Here is a 22,643-nt window from a genome sequence, read left to right as displayed (position 1 = left end):
CCCCCACGCCGGTCGTGATCGAAGAGGGGCCCGGGCTCACCCCCGGCCCCAACCCGGGTCCGGGCGTCCCCCAGGGCCCGGGACTGCCCGGCGGTGGCGCCGGCCCGCTCGCCCCGGCCGCCGGAGGCGGCGCGGGTGCATCGCCCGCCGGGTCCATCGGTGTCGGTGCCGGCGGGGCCATCGGAGGCATCGCCGGCGGCGCCGCTGCCGGCGGCCTCCTGGCCGGCGGCCTGGGCCAGGGCGCGCTCGGCGGCGTCCGGGGCGGAGCCGTCGCGGGCGGCGCCGCGGGCCAGGTCCGCGCGATCGGCAGCACGAGCCGCAGCGGCTCGGCCGGAGCCCTCGGCCGCTCGGCCGTCGCCGGCACGGGCAGTCCCACGACGCGGTCCGGTGCCGCCGGGCGCGGCGCGGGCGCGTCGGCTCGCGCCGGCGGAGCAGCCGCAGCCGGAGGCGGGGCAGGCAGGAGTGGCGCCGCCGCGCGCGGCGGTGCTGCCGGGGCCGGCGGGCGCGCAGGTGCCGCGGGGGCCGGTGGACGCGCCGGCGCTGCCGGGGCCGGTGGGCGCGCAGGTGCTGCCGGGGCCGGTGGGCGCGCAGGTGCTGCAGGTGCTGCCGGCCGCGCAGCCGGTGCCGCTGGCGCCGGAGCCCGCGGGGCGGCCGGCCGTGGCGCAGGTACGGCCGGTGCCGGACGAGGTGCCGGTGCGGTCCGCGGTGCGGCCGGAGCAGCCGGAGCAGCCGGCGCGGCGGGTGCCGCAGGCGGCAAGGGCCGCGGACGCGACCGCGAGGACGCGGTGGACCACGAGCACTACGAGGACGGCTGGGACTGGCTCGGCGAGGACCAGGTCGCGCCGGAGGTGCTCGACTGAACGAGCTCGTCGGGTCGGGCAGCGGCCCGGCGAGCAGACGGCCCGGCCCCGTGCGGTGATCCGCGCGGGGCCGGGCCGTTCCCGTCGTACGACGGAGTGCGGGTCCGGGGGAGGGGCGGGTCAGCCGCGGAGCGGGACCCGGGCGGCCATCCAGGCCTCGATGTCGTCGGCCGAGCGGGGGAGCCCGTCCGAGAGGTTGCGGGCCCCGTCGGCGGTGACCAGGACGTCGTCCTCGATGCGGATGCCGACGCCGCGCAGCTCCTCGGGGACCAGCAGGTCGTCCTCCTGGAAGTAGAGGCCCGGCTCGACGGTGAGCACCATGCCCTCGGCGAGGGTGCCCTTCGCGTAGGCCTCCGGCGCCGCGCGGCCGCAGTCGTGGACGTCCATGCCGAGCATGTGGCTGGTGCCGTGCAGCGTCCAGCGGGCGTAGACCTTGCTGTCGGGGTCGAGCGCCTGCTCCGCCGGCACGGGCAGCAGTCCCATGTCGTCGAGCGCGTGGGCGAGCACCGACATGGCGGCGTCGTGCGCGGCGGTGAACGGCGCGCCGGGGCGGACGGCGTCGATGCCGGCCTGCTGGGCGGCCAGCACGACGTCGTACAGCTCGCGCTGGCGCGGCGTCCACGTGCCGTCGACCGGGAGGGTCCGCGTCACGTCGGCGGTGTAGAGGTTGTGGCCCTCGACGCCCATGTCGAGCAGGACCAGCTCGCCGGGGGTGATCGCGCCCGAGTTCTCGATCCAGTGCAGCGTCGTGGCGTGCTTGCCGCCGGCGACGATGGAGTCGTAGCCGATGTCGTTGCCCATCGCTCGCGCACGGCGGAAGAAGGTGCCCTCGATCCAACGCTCGCCGTAGCGCAGCACGTTGTCCCACTCGCGCACGGAGTCCTCGAAGCCGAGGGTCGTGGCGTCGCAGGCCGCCTGCAGCTCGCCGACCTCCCACTCGTCCTTGACCAGGCGCATCTCCGAGGCCACGCGGGCCAGGTCGTCGTCGGTACCGGCGTCCCCGGGCAGGAGGCGGTCGACGGCGGCGGAGATCCCGCGGTGGACGCGGGTCTTGGGCGGCGCGGGCGACGTCAGGTCGTCCTGGAGGCGGTCGACGTGGCGCACCTCGATGCCGAGGGACGAGGAGATCTCGTGCAGCGACGGCCGGCGCCCCGCCCACAGCTCGCCGTACTGCCGGTCCCGGAAGAACTCGTCGGTCTCTCGCGAGGACCGGGGCCGCGCGTAGAGCACTGCGCGGCCGTCGGCCTCGATGACCAGCACGGCGTCGCTGGTCTGGTTGCCGGAGAAGTAGGTGTGCGCGGTGTCGGCGCGGAAGCGGTAGTCGGTGTCGTTCGACCGCACCTTGTAGGTGCCGGCCGGCAGCACCAGCCGCTCGCCCGGGAAGGCCGCTGCCAGCCGCTCGCGGCGGCGTGCCGCCCAGGGTGCGACGGCGTGCGGCGGGAGGTCGAGCTCGCGGTCGCCCCATCCGGTGCGCATGAAGGAGGAGTACGCCGCCGGCACGGCGGGGTCGTGCGACTCGGTGCGCGGGGCGTCGGCCGGGTCGTTCTTCGGCTGCGCGGGGACTTCCGGGGTGGTCTGCTCGCTCACCCTCCCACTGTAGGTCGGTCGCCGGACGATGGCGCCCACCCGTCGCGACGCGGGGCGTGGGCCCGCCCACCGATAGGCTGCGTCCTGTGTCGGCACCGCGCAGGGACAGCCTCGCCTTCACGGTCGTGGTGACCGTGCTGGTGGTGCTCTGCGCCGCCCTGATGCTGCTGGTCATCGCGCTGTCGGGCGCTCCCAGCACGCTGCTGGTCGCGACCGTGCTGGCGGCGCTGCCGGTGGGGCCGGTTGTCGCGTGCTACCTGTGGCTGGACCGCTACGAGCCGGAGCCGAAGCGGTTGCTCGCGAGCGGGCTGCTGTGGGGGGCGTTCGTCGCCACCGCGGCGGCGATCGTCGTCCAGGGCGTCGGCGGGCTGGCGATCGGGCTCAGCGAGGAGGCGAGCCTCGCGGTGGCCGCGCCGGTCACCGAGGAGGCCAGCAAGGGCGTGTTCCTGCTGCTGCTCCTGTGGTGGCGCCGCGCGGAGCTGGACGGGCTGCTCGACGGCATCGTCTACGCCGGCATGGTGGGCGTCGGCTTCGCGTTCACCGAGAACATCCTCTACCTCGCGGCCGCCTACAACGGCACCGACGGGCTGGGCCCGGGCGGCACCGAGGCGCTGACGGCGACGTTCGTCGTCCGGTGCCTGTTCAGCCCGTTCGCGCACCCGTTCTTCACGACCTTCATCGGCATCGGTGTCGGCATCGCCGTGGCGTCGCGCTCCGGCGCGATCCGCGTCCTCGCGCCGCTCGCGGGCTACGCCCTCGCGGTCGTCGCCCACGGGCTGTGGAACGGGTCGACCGTCTACGGTTTCGGCAGCTTCGCGCTCGTCTACGTCGTGCTCATGGCGCCGGCGCTGGTCGGGGTCGGGTGCCTGGCGGTGTGGGCACGACGCAGCGAGCGGCGGATGCTCACCGCCGCTCTCTCCGACGCGGCGGCGCGAGGCCTCGTGCCCGCCACCGACATCGGCTGGGTGACCGACCTCCGGGCTCGTCGCCAGGCCCGTGCGCACGCCCGCTCGATGGGGGGCCCCGCCGCCGAGCGCGCCATGCGTGACTACCAGCAGGCCGCCATCGAGCTCGGCTTCCTCCACCACCGCTATCTGCGTGGTACCCCGCCGCCGGACTTCGCCGCGCGGGGCCAGGAGTACGTCGCGAGGATCGGCGCCGTGCGCCCGTCCATCGCCTTTCCCGGACAGGTGGTACCCACCCGATGACCTCCCCCGAGCCGACCGCACCGACCAGCGGTGACAGCCGGATGCTGACCGCCCTGGTCCAGCTGCGCAGCGCGCTCCAGGCCGCCGCGCTCCCGCTGGACCTGCCCGGTGCCGAGGAGCAGCGCTCGGCGCGCCAGGAGATGGTCGACCAGCTCGAGGACTACGTGATCCCGCGGCTGATGACGATCGACGCCCCGCTCCTCACGGTCGTCGGCGGCTCCACCGGCGCCGGGAAGTCCACGCTGGTCAACTCGCTCGTCGGGACGCGCGTCACCACGCCCGGTGTCCTGCGGCCGACGACGCGCTCGCCCGTGCTCGTCCACCATCCCGAGGACGCGGAGTGGTTCGGGCAGGACCGCCTGCTGCCGGACCTCGAGCGGGTCCACCACTCCACCAACGCCCCCGACGCCCTCCAGCTGGTCGCCTCGGAGGCCGTGCCCCGCGGGCTGGCGATCCTCGATGCCCCGGACGTGGACTCGGTCGAGGAGCGCAACCGGCTGCTGGCCGCGCAGCTGCTCGCGGCCGCCGACCTGTGGCTCTTCGTCACCTCCGCCGCGCGGTACGCCGACCAGGTCCCGTGGGGCTTCCTGAAGCAGGCGGCCGAGCGCTCGACGGCCGTGGCGGTCGTCCTGGACCGCACGCCGGACGAGGCCATCGAGACGGTCGCCGCGCACCTGGCGCGGATGCTGGCCAGCCGGGGTCTCAAGGACTCCCCGCTGTTCACCGTGACCGAGGGGCGGGTGGACGAGGACGGGCTGCTCCCCGCGCACCACGTCGCCGACATCCGCGGCTGGCTGGAGTCGCTCGCGGCCGACGCCGACGCGCGGGCCGCCGTCGTCAAGCAGACGCTCGAGGGCGCGATCCGCACCCTGACCGGGCGTTCGTTCCGGGTCGCGGCGGCTGCCGACGAGCAGGTCGAGGCCGCGCGCCGGCTGCGCGAGGACGCCGACCGTGCGTACGACGCCGCCCTGACCGGGGTCCGCGAGGCCTGCGCCGACGGCACGCTGCTACGCGGCGAGGTGCTGGCACGCTGGCAGGAGTTCGTCGGCACCGGCGAGCTGCTCAAGTCCCTGGAGAACCGCGTGGGCTGGCTGCGCGAGCGTGTGGTCAACGCCGTCAAGGGCAAGCCGCAGCAGGCCGAGCGGGTCACCGTCGCGGTCGAGTCCGGCCTCGAGACGCTCGTGCTCGAGCACGCCGAGGCGGCCGCGGAGCGCGCCGAGGCCGCCTGGCAGCAGTACGCCGCCGGGCACGCCCTCCTCGCGGGCGCCGACCAGGACCTCGGCCGCGCCTCGCGCGAGCTGCGTCGCCAGGTCGAGCGCGCCGTGCGCGAGTGGCAGCAGGACGTCCTGGAGATGGTCCGCACCGAGGGCGCCGACAAGCGCACCACCGCGAGGTTCCTGGCGTACGGCGTCAACGGCCTGTCCGTCGCCCTCATGGTCGTCGTCTTCGCCAGCACCGGCGGCGCGCTCGTCGGCGCGGAGGTCGGCATCGCCGGCGGCAGCGCCGTGCTCGGCCAGAAGCTGCTCGAGGCGGTCTTCGGCGACCAGGCGGTCCGCTCCCTCGCCGAGCGGGCACGCCGCTCGCTCGACGTCCGGATCGGTGCTCTGCTCGACGCCGAGCGCGACCGGTACGTCGCCGTCCTCGACGGGCTCGGCCTCTCGGTCGAGGCCCCCGAGCAGCTGCGGCACGCCTCGCGCCGCGTCGACGACCTGCGCTTCGCGGCCAGCCGGAACGACCTGGACCGGGGCACGACCGGGCGGGACGCCTAGGGTGGTGTCCGAACCGACCGTCCGAGCAGCTGTAGGGAGACCATGACGTCCTTGCTCGAGGGTGCCAAGAAGCTGGTCACCCGGGGTACCGACATCGGTGCCCGGATCGAGGGCCTCGAGGCCGCCGTGCAGGCGGGGCGGGGACGCCTCGACGACGAGGTGCTCGACGAGGCCCACGCCGTCGCCGAGCGCGCCGCCGGCCGGCGGCGCCTGTCGGCCGACCACACCGTGGTCGCCATCGCCGGAGCGACCGGGTCGGGCAAGTCCTCGACGTTCAACGCGCTCACCGGGCTCGAGCTCTCCGCGGTCGGGGTCCGCCGGCCGACCACGTCGTGGGCCACCGCCTGCGTGTGGGGCGCCGATGGCGCGGCCGAGCTGCTCGACTGGCTCGGCATCCCGCCGCGGCACCAGACGACCCGCGACTCGCTGCTGGACACGCGCCGGGAGGACGTCGCGATGGAGGGCGTCGTCCTGCTGGACCTGCCCGACCACGACTCGACCGAGGTCTCCCACCACCTCGAGGTCGACCGCCTGGTGCAGCTCGCCGACATGCTCGTGTGGGTCCTGGACCCGCAGAAGTACGCCGACGCCGCGATCCACGACCGCTACCTCGCGCCGCTGCAGACCCACGCCGACGTGATGGTCGTCGTGCTCAACCACATCGACACCGTGCCGGAGGAGCGCCGCGACGCGATGGTCGCCGACGTGCGCCGCCTGCTCGACGCCGACGGCCTGCCCGGCGTGCCGGTCATCGCGGTCAGCGCCCGCCACGGGATCGGCCTGGACGACCTGCGCGCGGAGGTCGCGGCACGGGTGAAGGCCAAGAAGATGACCCGCACCCGCCTCGAGGCGGACCTCCGCGGCGCTGCCGAGGCGGTGCAGGAGGTCAGCGGCACCGGCCGCACGCGCGCCCTCGCCGCCGACCGGGTCGCCGACCTCGAGGGTGCCCTGGCCGACGCCGCCGGAGTGCCGACCGTCGTCGACGCCGTCGAGCGCTCCACGCGGCTGCGTGCGGGACGGGCCACCGGCTGGCCCGTCGTCTCCTGGCTCAGCGGTCTCAAGCCCGACCCGCTCAAGCGGCTCCACCTCGACCTCGGCTCGGCCGGCAAGGAGCTGACCGGCCGGGCGCGCTCGTCGGTCCCGACCGCGACGCCGGTGCAGCGCGCCCGCGTCGACACCGAGGTGCGCCGCCTGGCCGACGACGTCTCCGAGGGCCTGGCCCGGCCGTGGGAGGAGGCGGTACGCCGTGCCTCGACGTCGCGGCTCGACGACCTCCACGACCGCCTCGACCTCGCGTTGTCGCGCACCGACCTCGGTGTCGAGAAGCTCCCCGCCTGGGCCGGACTGGTCCGGGTGCTGCAGTGGCTGCTCGTCCTGACCGCGGCGGTCGGCCTGGGGTGGACCGTGCTGCTCGTCGTCTCCGGCACGCTCGGCGACGACTCCACGCCGAAGGTCGCGGGCATCGCGCTGCCGCTGGTCCTGCTGCTGGGCGGGATCCTGCTGGGGCTCCTGCTGGCGCTGGTGTGCCGGTTCCTCGTGGCGGCCACGGCGCGCCGGCGTGCCGCCGTGGCGGACAAGCGGCTGCGTGCCGCCGTCCACGAGGTGACCGGGGAGCTGGTCGTGGCGCCGGTCGAGGCCGAGCTGCAGGCCTACACCGTCGTGCGCAACGGCCTGGTCGCCGCCCTCGCCTGACCAGCCGGGCGGCCCACGGCCCACCTTCTTTCCACACCAGACGCTCGGAACCGCGTCCTCCCCAGCCCGCGTCGGACCGTCCCGGGGTCGTCGGTGCGGGCGCAGAGCCTCGTGCTCACGACCGAGGACGGCCGACCAGCGGACCGTCCCGGCGCGAGGCGAGGAGAGACATCGTGAGCAACGAGACGACGGTGACGCTGCAGGGCTGGGTCGGTGGTGACGTGACCGTGCGGCAGGCGGGGGACGCCCAGGTGGCGAGCTTCCGGGTGGGCGCCACACCCCGGCGGTTCTCCCGCAGGTCGGGGGAGTGGGTCGACGGCGAGACGCAGTGGTACACCGTGAACGCCTGGCGGGCGCTCGGCGACAACGTCGCGGCCTCCGTCCGTCGCGGCGACCCGGTGGTGGTCCACGGGCGGCTCAACGTCAGCACCTGGATCAGCTCGGCCGGCGCCGAGGTGACCTCCTTCGAGGTCGAGGCGACCTTCGTCGGCCACGACCTGGGTCGCGGCCGGAGCGTGTTCACCAAGACGCCGCGCCCGGTCGCCGAGCCGGGCGCGGCGGGCCAGGGCGCTGGTCAGGTCACCGGTCAGGGCGCCGGTCAGGTCGCCGGTCAGGGCGCGGAGCCGGCAGCGGCGGCCGCGCCGGCAGCCTGAGCGCGGTCGACGGGGCGGCCCGGCGCAGGGCCGCCCCGCTCACCCCGGACGGGTGTTCCGGCCCGTTCCCAACTACGCTCGGGGACCATGGCGGAATATGTCTTCACCCTGCGCAACGTGCGCAAGGCCCACGGCGACAAGGTCGTCCTCGACAACGTGACCCTCTCGTTCCTGCACGGGGCGAAGATCGGCGTGGTCGGGCCGAACGGCGCCGGCAAGTCGTCGCTGCTCAAGATCATGGCCGGGCTCGACCAGCCCAACAACGGCGACGCGATCCTCGACCCCGAGGCGACGGTCGGGATGCTCCAGCAGGAGCCGCCCCTGACCGAGGGCAAGACGGTGCTTGAGAACGTCGAGGAGGCCGTCGGCGAGATCAAGGGCAAGCTCGACCGCTACAACGCGATCAGCGAGCAGATGTCCGACCCCGACGCCGACTTCGACACCCTGCTCGCCGAGATGGGCGACCTCCAGACCGACCTGGACCACGCCAACGCGTGGGACCTCGACTCGCGCCTGGACCAGGCGATGGACGCGCTGCGCTGCCCGCCGGCGGACGCGCTCGTCGACCACCTCTCCGGTGGCGAGCGGCGCCGCGTCGCGCTGTGCAAGCTGCTGCTCCAGCAGCCCGACCTGCTCCTGCTCGACGAGCCCACCAACCACCTGGACGCGGAGTCGGTGCAGTGGCTCGAGGGCCACCTGAAGACCTACCCCGGCGCCGTGCTGGCCGTCACCCACGACCGGTACTTCCTGGACAACGTCGCCGAGTGGATCGCCGAGGTGGACCGCGGCTCGATCCACGGCTACGAGGGCAACTACTCGACGTACCTCGAGACCAAGAAGGACCGGCTCAAGATCGAGGGCCAGAAGGACGCCAAGCGCGCCAAGATGCTGGAGAAGGAGCTGGAGTGGGTCCGCTCCAACCCCAAGGCCCGCCAGGCCAAGAGCAAGTCCCGGCTGGCGCGCTACGAGGAGATGGCGGCCGAGGCCGACCGGATGCGCAAGATCGACACCTCCGAGATCAACATCCCGGCCGGTCCGCGCCTCGGTGACGTCGTGCTCGAGGCCAAGGGGCTGACCAAGGGCTTCGAGGGCCGCACGCTCATGCACGACCTGTCGTTCTCGCTGCCGCGCGCCGGCATCGTGGGCGTCATCGGCCCGAACGGCGTCGGCAAGACGACGCTGTTCCGCATGATCACCGGCAACGAGGAGCCGGACGGCGGTGAGCTCACGGTCGGCCAGACGGTGAAGATCTCCTACGTCGACCAGAGCCGCGGTGGCCTGGACCCGCAGAAGAACGTCTGGGAGGTCGTCTCCGACGGGCTGGACTTCATCAAGGTCGCCAACTTCGAGATGAACTCCCGCGCCTACGTCGCGTCGTTCGGCTTCAAGGGCCCCGACCAGCAGAAGAAGGCCGGCGTGCTCTCCGGCGGCGAGCGCAACCGGCTCAACCTCGCGCTCACGCTGAAGATGGGCGGCAACCTGCTGCTGCTCGACGAGCCGACCAACGACCTCGACGTCGAGACGCTGTCCTCGCTCGAGGACGCGCTGCTCGACTTCCCGGGCTGCGCCGTGGTCACCTCCCACGACCGGTGGTTCCTCGACCGCGTCGCGACCCACATCCTGGCCTGGGAGGGCGACGGCGAGGACCAGGCCAAGTGGTTCTGGTTCGAGGGCAACTTCGCGGCCTACGAGGAGAACAAGGTCGAGCGGCTCGGCGTCGAGGCGGCTCGCCCGCACCGCGTCACGCACCGCCGCCTGACCCGCGACTGAGGTCCTCGCGCCCGGGTCGGGGCCGGTTGAGGCAGACCACACGCGGGACGTCATAACCACGGCGTCCCGCGGTCGTTGGCCACCTCGACGGACCCCGACCGGGGCCGTCTGGGGGGAGGACCCATGAGGATTCGGCGATCAGCCGTCGTCAGCGCGGTCGTGGTGGTGCTGGGAGTCGCCGCCGCACTCGTGGTGGCACCGATGCTCAGCACCGGCGCGAACGGTGGGGGCGAGAAGGGGCCGACGACGGTCCGCAGCACGCTGGCCGGCCAGTCCGTGCGCCTGTCACTGCCCGGGCCGGAGCCCAAGGGCGTGGTCGTCTGGTTCCACGGCCAGGGCGGCAACGTCAACGACCGCGTCGACGGCCCCTGGCTGGACGCCCTGCGGCGCAACGGCTGGGCGGTGGCCTCCTCGGAGTTCCACTCGCAGTCGTGGGGCAACGCGGCGTCGACCAAGGACACCCGGCTGCTCGTCGACTGGGCGGAGAAGCAGGCCGGCGCGAAGGTCCGGCTCTGGGTCTCGGGCTCGATGGGGGCCTCGATCGCGCTCAACGCGCTGACGCACGGCGTACGCGCCCCCGCCTGCTGGTACGGCGTCAAGCCCGCCCTCGACCTGACGCGGATGGAGAAGGTCCCCGGCGGTCCCGGCTACATCCGCCGGGCGTACGGCGGCGGGCCGGTCCCCGCCGACCGCAACCCGATCGCGAACGTCGACCGGCTGCCGACCGAGACCCGCTACCGCGTCGTGTCGTCGAAGCAGGACGAGTGGGTGGACTACGCGGAGAACACCCGGCCGCTCGTGGACCAGCTGCGCGGCCGCGGCGCCGACATCAGCCTGCTCGACGTCAAGGGCGGGCACGCCGACCCCTCGCACTGGAACGCGCGGGACCTGGTGGCGTACGCCGACTCCTGCGCCGGCGGGAACGCCTGACCCGTCGCGCGGGGACACCCGCCCGACGCCGCGGTCAGGGGTGCCGGATCTCCATCTCGGGGTGAGCGGTCACCAGGTGGTCGCTCACCGCGCCCATGACCCGGCCGAGGGCGGCGAAGTCCTCCTCGCCGGCGAGGTCGACGAGGTGCTCGCGCACCCCGCGGACGTGCACCGGAGCCGCGCGGCGCAGCAGGTCCATGCCCTTGTCGGTGAGCGTGGCCACGATGCCGCGGCCGTCCTCCGGCGAGCTGGAGCGCCGGACGAGGCCGGCCTTCTCCATCCGCGCCACCGTGTGGGTGACCCGGCTGCGACTGTGCGCGAGGGCGTCGGCCAGCTGGGCCATCCGCATCTGGCCGTCGCGCTCGGAGAGCCGCACGAGGATCTCGTACTCCGTCAGCGAGATGTCGAAGTCCCGGCGCAGGTCGTCGTCGAGGCGGTCGAAGAGCAGCGTGGTGCCCATGACGAGGGAGCGCCAGGACCACTGCTGTCCAGCGTCGAGCCACCGGGGTTCGCCTAGCTGTGCCACGGGGTCACTCTAGGGCCGCGGAGCCGCCGCGCTGCGCACGCCCGCACCGTCGGCGGGCTGGTGCACGATGAGGACATGGCCCCAGCCGTCACCCGCGACGCCGTGCTCCGCCGCCGCGTGCGCGCCCAGCAGCTCGACCGGACCGCCGGCCCGGACGGGCAGCACCAGGACGCGGCCGTGCTCGACCTGGGCGCGCAGGACACCGGACCGGACGGCGCGCGGTGGGCGCTGGCGCTGCGCGGGGCGGAGCCGACGTACGAGGACCGCGTGCTGGCCTGGACGTTGCGCGGAGCTCCGCACCTCTACCGCCGCGCGGAGGTCGCCGAGGTCGCGGCCGCGACCGCGCCGTGGTCGGAGCAGGACGCCGCCAAGCGGATCTTCGACGCCAGCAAGCCGCTGCGGGCCGCCGGCGTCCCGGTCCTCGACGCGCTCGACGAGGTCGGTCGCGTCATGCGCGAGGTGGTGACCGGGCCGACGGTGAAGGGTGAGGTCTCGGCGGCGCTGACCGAGCGGCTGCCGGCGGCGTACCTGCGCCAGTGCCGGCCGTGCCAGGCCGTGCACTCCCACGAGCAGACCTTCCGGCTCGCGGCGCTGCGGGTCGGGCTCGAGCTCGAACCGGGGACCTCGCCGCCGGTGCTGCGTCCGGTGCCCGGCTGGCGCGGCCGGGCGGAGCGCGTCCCGGAGCACCTCGACGTCGTGCGCACCGTGCTGCGACTCCTCGGCCCCGCCACGCCCCAGGAGGTCGCGGCGTACGTCGACGCGCCGGTGCGCGACGTGCGCGCGCGCTGGCCGGAGGACGCCGTGGACGTGCAGGTCGACGGCGTGACCCGCAGCCTGCTGGCCGCCGACCTCGACGCCCTGCTCGAGGCGGAGGACCCCGACGCCGGTCCCGACCCCGGCACGGTCCGGTTGCTCGGACCGTTCGACCTGTTCCTGCAGGGGCGCGACCGCGAGCTGGTCGTGCCCGACGCGGACGCCCGCAAGGACCTGTGGCGCGTGCTGGGCCGCCCCGGCGGGCTGCTCGTCGGGCACGCGGTCGTCGGCACCTGGCGGCCGCGCACCGCCGGGCGGCGGCTGCGGCTCCAGGTGACGGTGTGGGACGGCCACGAGCCCACCGCCGACGTACGTCGTGCGCTGGAGCAGGAAGCAGAACGCCTGGCCACGTTCCGTGGCCAGGCGTTCGCGGGGTTCGTCGAGGAGTGACTCAGATCCGCTCGAGGATCATCGCCATGCCCTGACCGCCGCCGACGCACATGGTGATGAGGCCGGTGGTCTTGTCGTGCCAGTCGAGCGAGTTGAGCATGGTGTTCTGCAGGCGGGCGCCGGTCATGCCGAACGGGTGGCCGACCGCGATCGCGCCGCCGTTGACGTTGAGCCGCTCGATGTCGATGCCGAGCTCCTGGTAGGACGGCACGACCTGCGCCGCGAACGCCTCGTTGATCTCGACCAGGTCGATGTCACCGATGGTCATGCCGGCGTTCTTCAGCGCGTTCCTGGTCGCCTCGACCGGTCCCATGCCCATGATCTCGGGGGAGAGGCCCGAGACGCCGGTGGAGACGATGCGGGCCAGCGGCGTGACGCCCAGCTCGGCGGCCTTGGTGTCAGACATGATGATGACCGCCGCGGCGCCGTCGTTGAGGGCGCAGCAGTTCGCGGCCGTCACGACGCCGTCGGGACGGAAGACCGGCTTGAGGTCCTTGACCGCGTCGTACGTCACGCCGGCGCGCGGGCCGTCGTCGGTCGAGACCACGGTGCCGTCGGGGGTGGTGACCGGCGTGATCTCGCGCGCCCAGAAGCCGTCGTTGATCGCCTTCTCGGCGAGGTTCTGCGAGCGGACGCCGAACTCGTCGAGCTCCTGGCGGGAGAGGCCGCGCTGCTTGGCGACGTTCTCGGCGGTCTGGCCCATCGCGATGTAGATGTCGGGGAGCAGGCCGTCCTCGCGCGGGTCGTGCCAGTCCACGCCGCCCTCGGCGGTCTTCTTGGTGCGCTCCTGCGCCTCCGCGAACTTCGGGTTGTGGGTGTCGGGCCAGTGGTCCGAGGTGCCCTTCGCGAAGCGGGAGACGGTCTCGACGCCGGCCGAGATGAACACGTCGCCCTCGCCGGCCTTGATGGCGTGGAACGCCATCCGGCTGGTCTGCACCGACGAGGAGCAGTAGCGGGTGATCGTGGCGCCCGGGACCTGGTCGTAGCCCAGGAGCACGTTGACGATGCGCGCCATGTTGTTGCCCGACTCACCGCCCGGGAGGCCGCAGCCGAGGTAGTGGTCGTCGATGGTCGTGGGGTCGAGCTCGGGGATCTTGTCGAGCGCCGCCTGGACGATGGTCGCGGTGAGGTCGTCGGGACGCAGGTCCTTCAGCGACCCCTTGTTCGCGCGGCCGATGGGGGAACGCGTCGCGGAGACGATGACGGCTTCGGGCATGCAGGTACTCCGATCTCGGGTGATGTGCCGACTCAGCCTAGATCAGGAGCGGCTGACAGGATCGGGACGTGCGTCACGTCTACGAGTGCCCCGTCCGCTGGGGCGACCAGGACCTGCTGGGCCACGTCAACAACGTGGTCTACGTCGACTACCTCCAGGAGGCGCGGGTCGACATGCTGCGCACCCACGGGCGGTCCCAGGCCGAGGACCTCGCCGAGGGCGTCGTCGTCGTGCGCAACGACGTGGGTTACCGGGCGCCGCTGTTCTTCGACTTCCGGCCGGTGCGCATCGAGTGCTGGGTCACCGAGCTGCGCGCCGCGACGTTCACCCTCGCCTACGAGGTCTTCCACGAGCGGCCCGACGGCTCCCGGAAGGTCTACCTCCAGGCCTCGACGGTGCTGACGCCGTACCTGTTCGCCGAGGAGCGGCCGCGCCGGCTCACCGCCGCGGAGCGCGAGACGCTCACGGCGTACCTCGAGCCGACCGACCCGGCGCCGCGGGTGCCCGTCACCGAGCGGCCCGCCACCGCCGGCCACTACCCGGTGCAGGTCCGGTTCTCCGACGTCGACGTCTACCGCCACGTCAACAACGTGACGTACTTCGAGTACTTCCAGGAAGCGCGCATCCACTACTTCCACGGGATCTGGCGGGAGGCCTCGCGGACCGCCCCGCAGCCGCTGCTCGTGATCGCGCGCAAGGAGGTGGAGTACCGCGTGCCGGTGCTGCACCGTCCCGAGCCGTACGACGCGTGGTCCTGGATCTCGCGGGTCGGCAACACGTCGTTCGACGTCCAGTCCGAGCTGTGCGACGCCGACAGGGTGCTGGCTCGCGCGCACACCACCGTGGTCGTCGTCGACCCGGACGCGCAGCGGCCGACGCCGCCGGAGCCGCCGTTCCGCGACGCGCTGGTCGCGGCGCTGCCGGGCTGAGCTGTTCCCGGCCTGAGCCGGGCTGGACTGGGTCCGGACCGGGCGTGGGTCAGGTGGTCGGCTGGGTGCTGGTCGCGACCTCGGACCCGGGGTCGAGCAGCCCGAGGCCGCGCAGCCGCCGCAGGCCGCGGTGGCGCGCGACGCGCACGGCGACCGCGCTGATGCCCAGCGCGCGGGACGTCGCCTCGACGTCGAGGCCCACGACCTCCAGGCAGCCGATCACGTCGCGCTCGCGCGGGGGCAGCTGCGCCAGCACCTGTCGTACCCAGTCCTTCCCGACGAGGTAGGCCTCGGGCGCGTCGACGGGCTCGTGGGCCTCGTGGACGCCGTCCTCGCCGACCGGGTCCGTGCGCCGCCGGTCGGTCTTGCGGCGTGCGTTCATCCCGAGGTTGCGGGCGATGCCGAACAGCCAGCCCGCGAACTGCTCGCCGGTGCCGGTGAACTCGTGGATCTTCGTCGCCGCCGTCAGCCACGCCTCGCTCGCGACGTCCTCGGCCGCCATCGCCGAGTCGCCGGAGGGTCGCACCTGGAGCCACACCACGAGCCGGCCGCCGTGCTCGACGTACAGCTCGCGCCAGGCGTCCTGGTCACCGCGCTTCGCGCGCTCGATCAGCTCGTCGTCGGCGTCCAACCACGGTCCCCGTTGGTCGAGCCGCCCTTGCCGCCCTTGCCGCCGTTGCCCTGCCCGGTGCCCTGCCCGTTGCCGTCCGCCTGGTTGCCCTGGTTGCCCTGGTTGCCCTGGTTGCCACTGCCGGGGCCGCCTGGGGCGTTCCCGTTCCCGTTCCCGTTCCCGTTGCCGGGACCGCCGCTGCCGGGGGCGGGGTTGCCGGAGCCGCCAGGGTTGCCGCTGCCCTGGCCACCGCTGTTGCCCTGGCCGTTGTTCGCCGGGTTGCCCGTGCCAGGGCCCTGGCCGTTGGACTGGCCGCCGCCCTGTCCCTGGCCGAGGCCGGGGTTGCTGCCCGGGCCGTTCCCGTTCCCGTTGCCGTTCCCGTTGCCGTTCCCCGGGCCGTTGCCGGGGCCGTTGCCGAGCCCGGGCGGGGTGACCGATGTGGGGACGGGGGAGGGCAGCGTGCCGGACTGGCCGGGTGCGTCGCCGGACTGACCGGGTGCACCGCTCTGCGCCGACGATGACGCCCCAGCAGAGGGCGAGCGCGAGGGCCGAGCACTCGGCCCACCGTCGCCGTCGGAGCGCGTGTCGCCGGGCTCGGACGCGCCGGACCCGTCGGGGACGCCTGGTACGTCGCTCGGGACCTGGGTCGGCGCCTGGGTCGGGGGCGGGGCCTCGGGGGCCGAGCGCTGCTGCTCGACGACCGCGGCGATGGCGGCGCCGCTGCCCGCGAGCGCCAGGACGGTGCCCGCCACGACACTCGTGCGGATCCACGGGGACCGACCGGCGGGTGCGGCCGTGGGTGCCGAGGCGGCCGCAAGGTTCGCGAGGCGGGTGATGAAGGCGTCGTCGGGCGCGGTCGCCGGCGGGTCCACCCGCAACCGGTCCGTCCTGGGTCGTGCCATGTGCCGCCGCCTCCGTTCACTCGAACGGTAGCGCCCGAGCGCGCCACCGTGCGCAGCCCGTGCGCCCTGCGCGGCTCGCAGAGGGCGTCGGTGCTCCACCGCTTCCTGTCGCGGACCCCGTCCGGCGTTACATCCACCGCCGGGCGACGTGCCGGCGCCCCGTGGTCGATCGGCCCGGCGGGTTTCGAGACGGCCGTGGCCGGCCTCCTCGACCAGCCGACGGCCGTGGCCGGCCTCCTCAACCAGCTGACGGGCGCTAGGGTCCGGCGCGTGCATCCAGCCGCCCGCCTGATGAACCGAGTCGTCCACGCCGGGTGGCGGTGGGTGGACCGGGCGGGGGAGATCGTGCCGGGGACGCGCGCGGCGGAGGAGTTCGGGTCGTTCGGGGCGGGGTCGTGCATCGACTTCCCGCCGGCGACGATCCTCAACCCGTCCTCGATCCACCTCGGTGCCGGGACGCTGGTCGGGCGCCAGGTGACGTTGTCGGTGGGTTGGGGCGTGGGGGAGCAGGTGCTGCCGCCGCGAGGGCTGGTCATCGGCGACCGGTGCATCCTGGGCGCGCGGACCAGCATCACGGCCCACGAGTCGGTCGAGATGGGCGACGACGTGTTCTGCGGGCAGGGCGTCTTCATCACGGACGCCAGCCACGGCTACCAGGTGCCGGACCGGCCGATCGGCGCGCAGTTCGGACCGTCCGACCCGGTGGTCGTCGGCGCCGGCTCGTGGATCGGCCACCACGCCGTCCTGCTGCCCGGGACCCGGCTGGGTCGCAACGTGGTGGTGGCGGCCGGGTCGATCGTGCGCGGCGTCGTCGAGGACCACGCGGTGGTGGCCGGCAACCCGGCGCGGGTCGTTCGGCGCTACGAGGCGGGGGTCGGCTGGGTCGGGTCGCGCGGCGACGTACGTCCCGAGCTGGCCGACGACCTCGACTTCCTCGACCCCGCGGTCACCGGCTGAGCGGCGCCGGTCCGGAGGTCACGTCGCGGCGGGCGGCTCGTCGAAGGTGTTGACCATGAACTGCGCGGCGTGGGTGACGTACTCCCAGAACTGCGCGTCCTGCTCCGGCGTGAGGTCGACGGAGTCCAGGCCGGCGCGGAAGTGCTGGAGCCAGTGGTCCTTCGACTCCGGCGTCACCTTGAACGGCGCGTGCCGCATGCGCAGGCGCGGGTGCCCACGGTTCTCGGAGTACGTCGTGGGGCCACCCCAGTACTGCACGAGGAAGAGCAGGAACCGCTCCTCGGCGGGGCCGAGGTCCTCCTCCGGGTACATCGGCCGCAGCACCTCGTCGGTCGCCACGCCCTCGTAGAACTTCGCAACGATCCGCCGGAACGTCTCGAAGCCGCCGATCTCCTCGTAGAACGTGGTCACGCGTCCATTCTGCCGACGCCCGTCCAGCCCGTTGAATCCGCGTGCCAGACTCGCGATCGACCAGACCTCAAGCCGCACCAAGCACAGGAGTGATCGACGCATGGCAACGACGCGTACCGCGCAGACCACCTGGCAGGGCTCCCTCCAGGAGGGCTCCGGCTCCGTGGAGCTCCAGTCCTCCGGCGTGGGGACCTTCGACGTCTCCTGGCCGTCCCGAGCGGAGTCGGCCAACGGCAAGACCAGCCCCGAGGAGCTCATCGCCGCCGCGCACTCCTCGTGCTTCTCGATGGCGCTGTCCGCCGCGCTGTCCAAGGCGGGCACCCCGCCGACCACCCTCGAGACCAGCGCCGAGGTCGAGCTGACCCCGGGCACCGGCATCACCGGCATCAAGCTGACCGTCGTCGGCACGGTCGAAGGCGTCAGCGAGGAGCAGTTCGTCGAGGCCGCCAACGGCGCCAAGGAGGGCTGCCCGGTCAGCCAGGCGCTCGCCGGCACGACCATCACGCTGGACGCCTCGCTCAAGGGCTGACCCCCAGCACCCGACGCACGACGCGCGACGGCCCGCCCGGATCGATCCGGGCGGGCCGTCGTCGTGTCGTACGTCGTGTCGTACGCCGTGTGGTGCGGGCCGTGTGCTCAGGCGTCCTCGTCGGAGCTGCGGCCGCCGCCGGCCCGGGACTCCTCGCGGTGCCACACCACCCGCTGGGCGAAGGGGATCTCGATGCCCTCGTGGTCGAAGCGGGACTTGATCCGCTGCCGCAGCTCGCGGGCGACGGCCCAGTTCTCCAGCGGCACGGTCTTGACCATGATCCGCAGGTTGATCGAGTCCGCGGCAAGCATCTCCACGCCGGTCACCTCCGGCTCCTCGATGAGCAGGTGGCGGTAGTCCTCGTCCTCCCACATGCTCCTACCGACCTCGGCCAGTACCTGCTTGGCCAGGGTGAGGTCGGTGTTGTAGGCGACCCCCACGTCGATGACGGCGCGCGACCAGTTCTGGCTGAGGTTGCCCACCCGGAGGACCTCCCCGTTGGGCACGTACCAGACGGTGCCGTCGAGCGACCGGAGCCGGGTGACCCGCAGCGAGACCGCCTCCACCGTGCCGACGGCGTCACCCAGGTCGACGACGTCGCCGACGCCGTACTGGTCCTCGAAGATCATGAAGATCCCCGACAGGAAGTCCTTCACCAGCGACTGGGCGCCGAAGCCGAGCGCGACGCCGACGATGCCGGCGCTGGCGATGATCGGGGCGATGTTCACCCCCAGCTCCGAGAGCACCATCGTGCCGATGATCGCGACCAGGATGCCGGTGATGACGCTCTTGAGCAGGTCGCCCATCGTCTTGGCGCGCTGCACGCGACGTGTCTGCGTCGCCGCGTCCCGGGCCGCCACGACGTTCACGGCCCGGCCGCGGCGCGGGAGCCGGGTGACCCGGTCGGGCAGCACGCCGTCCTCGGCGCTCGCGACGAGGCGGTCGACGAGCTTGTGCAGGGCCCAGCGGACGACCAGGCCCAGGACCAGCAGGCCGGTGATCGCGAGCGGTTTGCCGATGATGACGTCGGCGACCTCGGCGACCGTGTCGTTGCCGAACCACTTGAGGGCGACCTCGCAGGTCTGCTGGCCCTCCTCGCAGGGGTCGGCGGCGGCGGGATACCCGGGAGACGCGGAGAACATGGGGGCCATGTCTAACAGGTCGCCCGGGGGCTGCCGAAGGGCTCGCGGCCCGGTGTGACCCATCCGACCGGACGCCGCTCGGGGTGCGTCGGGAGGTGCCGATACCCTGGCCCCGTGACCGCTTCGACCAGCCTCCTTCGTCGCGCCGCCGCCCTGCTCGCCGGCCTCCTCGTCGTCCTGACCTCCGGCGTCGTGCTGGCCGCTCCGGCCACCGCGGACGTGCCCGAGGGCTGGTCCGACCCGGACCCGGTCAGCACGCTCGAGGCGCTGCTGATCTTCGTCGGCATCCCGCTGCTGCTCTTCGTGCTGATCTGGGCCGCCGTGTACCTCCCGGCGATCGCCCGCGGCGAGCGCGTCTCCGCCGGTTCGGCCACCGTCGAGGACCAGTGGATCGGCGGCCCGCGCAAGACGACCTCCGAGCTGGCCGGCCCCGACGGCGACCAGTCGCAGGCCGGTGGCGCCAGTGCCCGCTGGTGAGCTGCTGACCGAGGCCCAACGGACCCGCCTCGACGAGGCGATCCGCGCGGCCGAGCGTCACTCGCGCGTGGAGTTCTCCGTCTTCCTCGGTAGGGCGGAGGGCGACCCGCGCGCGTTCGCCACCCAGCTGCACAACTCGCTGGTCGCGCCGGCCCGCAGCATCCTGGTGCTGGTCGACCCCACCGCTCGGGCGCTCGAGATCGTCACCGGCGGGTGGGTGCGCCGCACGCTCACCGACAAGGAGGTCGAGCTCGCGGCCCTGCACATGCAGCAGGCGTTCGCCGAGGACGACCTCGTCGGCGGCCTGGTCCGCGGCATCCACATGCTCGCCGACCACGCCCGCCCGCCGCAGACGCTGCACGCCCGCGACGCCTGACCGCCCCGCGCCGAGGCGGCGCGTGCGCAGGGCCGAGGTGGCGCATGCGCAGGGCCGAGGTGGCGCATGCGCAGGGCCGAGGTGGCACGTGCGCAGGGCCGAGGTGGCACGTGCGCAGGGCGGAAGTGGCACGTGCACAGGTGTTCCTCCTCAATCCTGCAGGAGTGCCACCTCGACCCTGCGGGGGTGCCACCTGGACCCTGCGGGGGTGCCACCTCGACCCTGCAGGAGTGCCACCTCGACCCTGCCGGGGTGCCACCTCGGCGGGGTGGTCGGACGGCGAACGGCCGGCCTCCCCTGAGGGAGGCCGGCCGTCCGGTCGTTCGTGCGGGACGCGTCAGGCGCGGGCGTCGCGCTCCTGGGCGGTGAGGGCGCGGGCGAGCTCGGCGCGGGCCTCGCCGACGTACCGCTGGGCGCCCTTGGGGGCGGTGTTGTCCGCGAGCCAGGCGTCCAGGCGCGCGACGGTCTCGGGGGAGGCCAGGAGTCGCGGGAAGCCGTGCTCGAGGACGACCGAGCCCTTGTGGAAGCCGAGGCGGTCGATGGCGGTCTCCGCGGCCTCGAGGTACTTCTCGAGGTACGGCGCCGCGACCTCGACCTGGCCGGGGCGGAAGATCGACAGCACCATCTCGCGCGAGGTCTCGTTCGGGGTGGCGGGGTCCATGATCGCGGCCCAGCCGGCCTCCTTGGCCTCGGCGGTCGGCTGGGCGACCCGCGCGGCGGCGGCCTTCTCGCGGCCGGCGCTGGTCGGGTCGCGGTCGAGCTCGGCGTCGATGTCGGCGTCGGTGAAGACGCCGAGGCGGGCCAGGTTCGTCACCAGCGCCCAGCGCAGGTCCTGGTCGACCGCGAGGCCCTCCACGGCGAACGACCCGTCGAGCAGGCCGCGCAGGTCGGCGACCGCCTGGTCGGAGTGCGCGGCGAGCGCGTAGGACCGGGCGAAGGTGAGCTGGTGGTCGCTGCCGGCCTCGGCGGCGAGCAGCAGCTCGCGCAGGCCGGACTCCCACTCGCCCTTGAGCGCGGCGCGACCGGCCGGGTCGGAGTAGAGCTCGACGGCCAGCGCGGTCGACGCGGGGATCCGCGTGACGCCCCAGGCGTCGGTCTCCTGGCCGATGTTGGCCAGCACCAGGCGCACCCAGTCGGTGGCGGCCATCTCGCCGTCGCGGGTCATGTCCCACGTGGCGGTCCAGGCGACGGCCCGGGGCAGCGAGTCCTCGAGCCTCGACAGCCCACCGATCACGGTCTGCAGCGACCGCTCGTCGAGGCGGATCTTGGCGTAGGCGTGGTCCTCGTCGTTGAGCAGCAGCAGCGCGGGCTGCTCCACGCCGACGAGCTCCTCGATCGCGGTCGAGGCGCCCTCGACGTCGACCTCGACGTACTGGCGACGGACCAACCCGCCGTCGCGCTCGTCGTACAGGCCGATGCCCAGGCGGTGGCGGCGCAGCGTCGGCCAGTCCGGGTGGGCGGACTGCTCGACCGAGAACGACGCGTAGCGACCCTGGTCGTCGAGCTCGAAGCGCGGCGCGAGCGTGTTGACGCCGGCCGTCTGGAGCCACTCCTGCGCCCAGCCCTTGAGCTCGCGGCCCGAGGACTTCTCGAGCGCGGCGAGCAGGTCGGCGAAGGTCGCGTTGGAGAACGCGTGGTCCTTGAAGTACTGGCGCAGACCGGCCACGAACGGGTCGAGACCCACCCAGGCGACCAGCTGCTTGAGCACCGAGGCGCCCTTGGCGTAGGTGATCATGTCGAAGTTGACCTCGACCGCGTGCAGGTCGACGTTGTCGGCCGCGATCGGGTGGGTCGAGGGCAGCTGGTCGGCGCGGTAGCCGGTCTGCTTGCGGGCGTTCGCGAAGCCGGTCCACGCGTCGTCGAACTCGGTGGCCTCGGCCTCGCACCAGTAGCAGGCCCACTCGGCGAACGACTCGTTGAGCCAGAGGTCGTCCCACCACTTCATCGTCACGAGGTCGCCGAACCACATGTGTGCCATCTCGTGGGTGATGACGGAGGTGCGGAACTCGTAGAACGACCGCGGCTGGCGGCTGCGCGGGAGGTACTCGTCGCGGAGCGTCACGCACCCGGCGTTCTCCATCGCGCCCATGTTGTACTCCGGCACGTAGAGCTGGTCGTACTTGCCGAACGGGTAGGGGTAGTCGAACTTCTCCTCGAAGAACGCGAAGCTCTGCTTGGTGAGCTTCACCAGCTCGTCGGTGTCCATGTGCTCGACGAGCGACTGTCGGCAGTAGTGGCCCAGCGGGATCGAGCCGTGCTTGCCCTCGTAGACGTCGTGCTCGGCGTGATACTCGCCGGCGACGATCGCGGTGATGTACGTCGACATCGGCTTGGTCGGCTCGAACTGCCAGACCGCGGTGCCCTCCGCGAGCGGGCGCGGCTCGGGCGTGGGGGAGTTGGACACCACGGCCCAGTGCGCCGGCGCGGAGACCCGGAACGTGAACGGCGCCTTGAGGTCGGGCTGCTCGAAGGTGGTGAAGACCCGGCGGGCGTCCGGCACCTCGAACTGCGAGTAGAGGTAGACCCGGTCGTCCGCGGGGTCCACGAAGCGGTGCAGGCCCTCCCCGGTGTGGGAGTAGGTGCAGTCGGCCCGGACGACCAGCGTGTTCGTCTCCTGCAGCCCGGTGAGGGTGATCCGGCTGTCGGCGTACGCCGTCGCGGGGTCGAGGCTCTCGCCGTTCAGGGTGATCTCGTGCACGGTGGCGTCGACGAGGTCGGCGAACGTCTCCGCTCCCGGCTCGCGGCAGGTGAACTCGAGGGTGGTGGTCGAGCCGAAGGTGCTCGCATCGGTCGCGGTGGCGCCGGTGAGGTCCAGGTCGATGGTGTACGACGTGACGTCCAGGAGGGCGGCGCGGGTGGCGGCCTCGTCCCGGGTGAGGTTCGTTCCAGGCATGCG

At 73.5% G+C, this 22,643-nt stretch carries 21 protein-coding genes; 13 read left to right on the top strand and 8 right to left on the bottom strand.

Annotated elements, in window-relative coordinates; genetic code table 11:
* A partial coding sequence (locus G6553_RS04380; RefSeq protein ID WP_207619336.1) for a hypothetical protein occupies positions 1-860 on the top strand: 860 nt, incomplete at its 5' end.
* A gap of 120 nt (positions 861-980) precedes the next feature.
* On the opposite strand, the gene G6553_RS04375 is transcribed toward G6553_RS04380, so the two are convergent.
* Positions 981-2,447, bottom strand: coding sequence for an aminopeptidase P family protein (locus G6553_RS04375; RefSeq protein WP_347565482.1), 1,467 nt, complete (start codon positions 2,445-2,447; stop codon positions 981-983).
* An 86-nt stretch (positions 2,448-2,533) separates the two neighbouring features.
* Between G6553_RS04375 and G6553_RS04370 the strand changes: the two genes are divergently transcribed.
* From G6553_RS04370 to G6553_RS04345, 6 genes are all read left to right on the top strand, one after another.
* Positions 2,534-3,655: a PrsW family intramembrane metalloprotease gene (locus tag G6553_RS04370; RefSeq protein WP_347565481.1), complete on the top strand. Its 1,122-nt coding sequence runs from the start codon at positions 2,534-2,536 to the stop codon at positions 3,653-3,655.
* Entirely contained in the window at positions 3,652-5,424 is a 1,773-nt protein-coding gene (locus tag G6553_RS04365; protein ID WP_242679961.1) for a GTPase domain-containing protein, read from the top strand. Before G6553_RS04370 ends, G6553_RS04365 begins: the two co-directional genes overlap by 4 nt.
* A 42-nt stretch (positions 5,425-5,466) precedes the next feature.
* A complete protein-coding gene (locus G6553_RS04360; protein WP_166189490.1) occupies positions 5,467-7,116 on the top strand; it encodes a GTPase in 1,650 nt (549 codons plus the stop codon).
* 173 nt (positions 7,117-7,289) lie between these two features.
* Positions 7,290-7,769, top strand: coding sequence for a single-stranded DNA-binding protein (gene ssb, locus G6553_RS04355; protein WP_347565480.1), 480 nt, complete (start codon positions 7,290-7,292; stop codon positions 7,767-7,769).
* An 87-nt stretch (positions 7,770-7,856) separates the two neighbouring features.
* On the top strand, positions 7,857-9,539 hold the full coding sequence (gene ettA / locus G6553_RS04350; RefSeq protein ID WP_166189488.1) for an energy-dependent translational throttle protein EttA: 1,683 nt from the start codon (positions 7,857-7,859) through the stop codon (positions 9,537-9,539).
* Between the two features lie 123 nt (positions 9,540-9,662).
* Positions 9,663-10,469: a hypothetical protein gene (locus tag G6553_RS04345; RefSeq protein WP_166189487.1), complete on the top strand. Its 807-nt coding sequence runs from the start codon at positions 9,663-9,665 to the stop codon at positions 10,467-10,469.
* Between the two features lie 34 nt (positions 10,470-10,503).
* Here the strand turns inward: G6553_RS04345 and G6553_RS04340 are convergent, their stop codons facing one another.
* A complete protein-coding gene (locus G6553_RS04340; RefSeq protein ID WP_166189515.1) occupies positions 10,504-10,929 on the bottom strand; it encodes a MarR family transcriptional regulator in 426 nt (141 codons plus the stop codon).
* A 141-nt stretch (positions 10,930-11,070) separates the two neighbouring features.
* Here G6553_RS04340 and G6553_RS04335 point away from each other — a divergent pair, with 141 nt between their 5' ends.
* Positions 11,071-12,198: a crosslink repair DNA glycosylase YcaQ family protein gene (locus tag G6553_RS04335; RefSeq protein WP_166189485.1), complete on the top strand. Its 1,128-nt coding sequence runs from the start codon at positions 11,071-11,073 to the stop codon at positions 12,196-12,198.
* A 1-nt stretch (position 12,199) separates the two neighbouring features.
* Here G6553_RS04335 and G6553_RS04330 read toward each other — a convergent pair whose 3' ends face one another.
* The gene (locus G6553_RS04330; RefSeq protein ID WP_166189483.1) at positions 12,200-13,414 is read right to left on the bottom strand and encodes an acetyl-CoA C-acetyltransferase; all 1,215 of its coding nucleotides are present in this window, start codon (positions 13,412-13,414) and stop codon (positions 12,200-12,202) included.
* Positions 13,415-13,482: 68 nt separating this feature from the next.
* Here G6553_RS04330 and G6553_RS22015 point away from each other — a divergent pair, with 68 nt between their 5' ends.
* Positions 13,483-14,343, top strand: coding sequence for a thioesterase family protein (locus tag G6553_RS22015; protein WP_166189481.1), 861 nt, complete (start codon positions 13,483-13,485; stop codon positions 14,341-14,343).
* Between the two features lie 49 nt (positions 14,344-14,392).
* On the opposite strand, the gene G6553_RS04320 is transcribed toward G6553_RS22015, so the two are convergent.
* Together G6553_RS04320 and G6553_RS04315 are read right to left on the bottom strand one after the other, a co-directional pair.
* Positions 14,393-14,974 carry an RNA polymerase sigma factor gene (locus tag G6553_RS04320; protein WP_166189480.1) on the bottom strand — a complete coding sequence of 194 codons (582 nt, stop codon included), beginning with the start codon at positions 14,972-14,974 and terminating at the stop codon, positions 14,393-14,395.
* Positions 14,953-15,855 carry a hypothetical protein gene (locus G6553_RS04315; RefSeq protein WP_166189478.1) on the bottom strand — a complete coding sequence of 301 codons (903 nt, stop codon included), beginning with the start codon at positions 15,853-15,855 and terminating at the stop codon, positions 14,953-14,955. Before G6553_RS04315 ends, G6553_RS04320 begins: the two co-directional genes overlap by 22 nt.
* A 195-nt stretch (positions 15,856-16,050) precedes the next feature.
* Here G6553_RS04315 and G6553_RS04310 point away from each other — a divergent pair, with 195 nt between their 5' ends.
* Positions 16,051-16,812 (top strand): DapH/DapD/GlmU-related protein, encoded by a 762-nt coding sequence (locus tag G6553_RS04310; protein WP_347565479.1) that lies wholly within the window; start codon positions 16,051-16,053, stop codon positions 16,810-16,812.
* Positions 16,813-16,830: 18 nt separating this feature from the next.
* Here G6553_RS04310 and G6553_RS04305 read toward each other — a convergent pair whose 3' ends face one another.
* The gene (locus tag G6553_RS04305; protein WP_347565478.1) at positions 16,831-17,223 is read right to left on the bottom strand and encodes a globin; all 393 of its coding nucleotides are present in this window, start codon (positions 17,221-17,223) and stop codon (positions 16,831-16,833) included.
* A gap of 100 nt (positions 17,224-17,323) precedes the next feature.
* Here G6553_RS04305 and G6553_RS04300 point away from each other — a divergent pair, with 100 nt between their 5' ends.
* A complete protein-coding gene (locus G6553_RS04300) occupies positions 17,324-17,752 on the top strand; it encodes an OsmC family peroxiredoxin (protein WP_166189475.1) in 429 nt (142 codons plus the stop codon).
* A 107-nt stretch (positions 17,753-17,859) separates the two neighbouring features.
* On the opposite strand, the gene G6553_RS04295 is transcribed toward G6553_RS04300, so the two are convergent.
* Positions 17,860-18,894, bottom strand: coding sequence for a mechanosensitive ion channel family protein (locus G6553_RS04295; RefSeq protein ID WP_166189473.1), 1,035 nt, complete (start codon positions 18,892-18,894; stop codon positions 17,860-17,862).
* Positions 18,895-19,008: 114 nt separating this feature from the next.
* Between G6553_RS04295 and G6553_RS04290 the strand changes: the two genes are divergently transcribed.
* Together G6553_RS04290 and G6553_RS04285 are read left to right on the top strand one after the other, a co-directional pair.
* The gene (locus tag G6553_RS04290; protein ID WP_166189471.1) at positions 19,009-19,371 is read left to right on the top strand and encodes a hypothetical protein; all 363 of its coding nucleotides are present in this window, start codon (positions 19,009-19,011) and stop codon (positions 19,369-19,371) included.
* The gene (locus G6553_RS04285; protein ID WP_166189469.1) at positions 19,358-19,747 is read left to right on the top strand and encodes a DUF5130 family protein; all 390 of its coding nucleotides are present in this window, start codon (positions 19,358-19,360) and stop codon (positions 19,745-19,747) included. Before G6553_RS04290 ends, G6553_RS04285 begins: the two co-directional genes overlap by 14 nt.
* A 337-nt stretch (positions 19,748-20,084) precedes the next feature.
* On the opposite strand, the gene pepN is transcribed toward G6553_RS04285, so the two are convergent.
* A complete protein-coding gene (pepN, locus tag G6553_RS04280) occupies positions 20,085-22,640 on the bottom strand; it encodes an aminopeptidase N (protein WP_166189467.1) in 2,556 nt (851 codons plus the stop codon).
* Positions 22,641-22,643 lie beyond the last annotated feature (3 nt).

It is taken from the genome of Nocardioides sp. IC4_145, from assembly GCF_011250565.1.
Taxonomy (GTDB): Bacteria; Actinomycetota; Actinomycetes; order Propionibacteriales; family Nocardioidaceae; genus Nocardioides.
The sequence above is the reverse complement of the archived record's forward strand: the minus strand, read 5'-3'. Positions and strand labels throughout refer to the sequence as shown.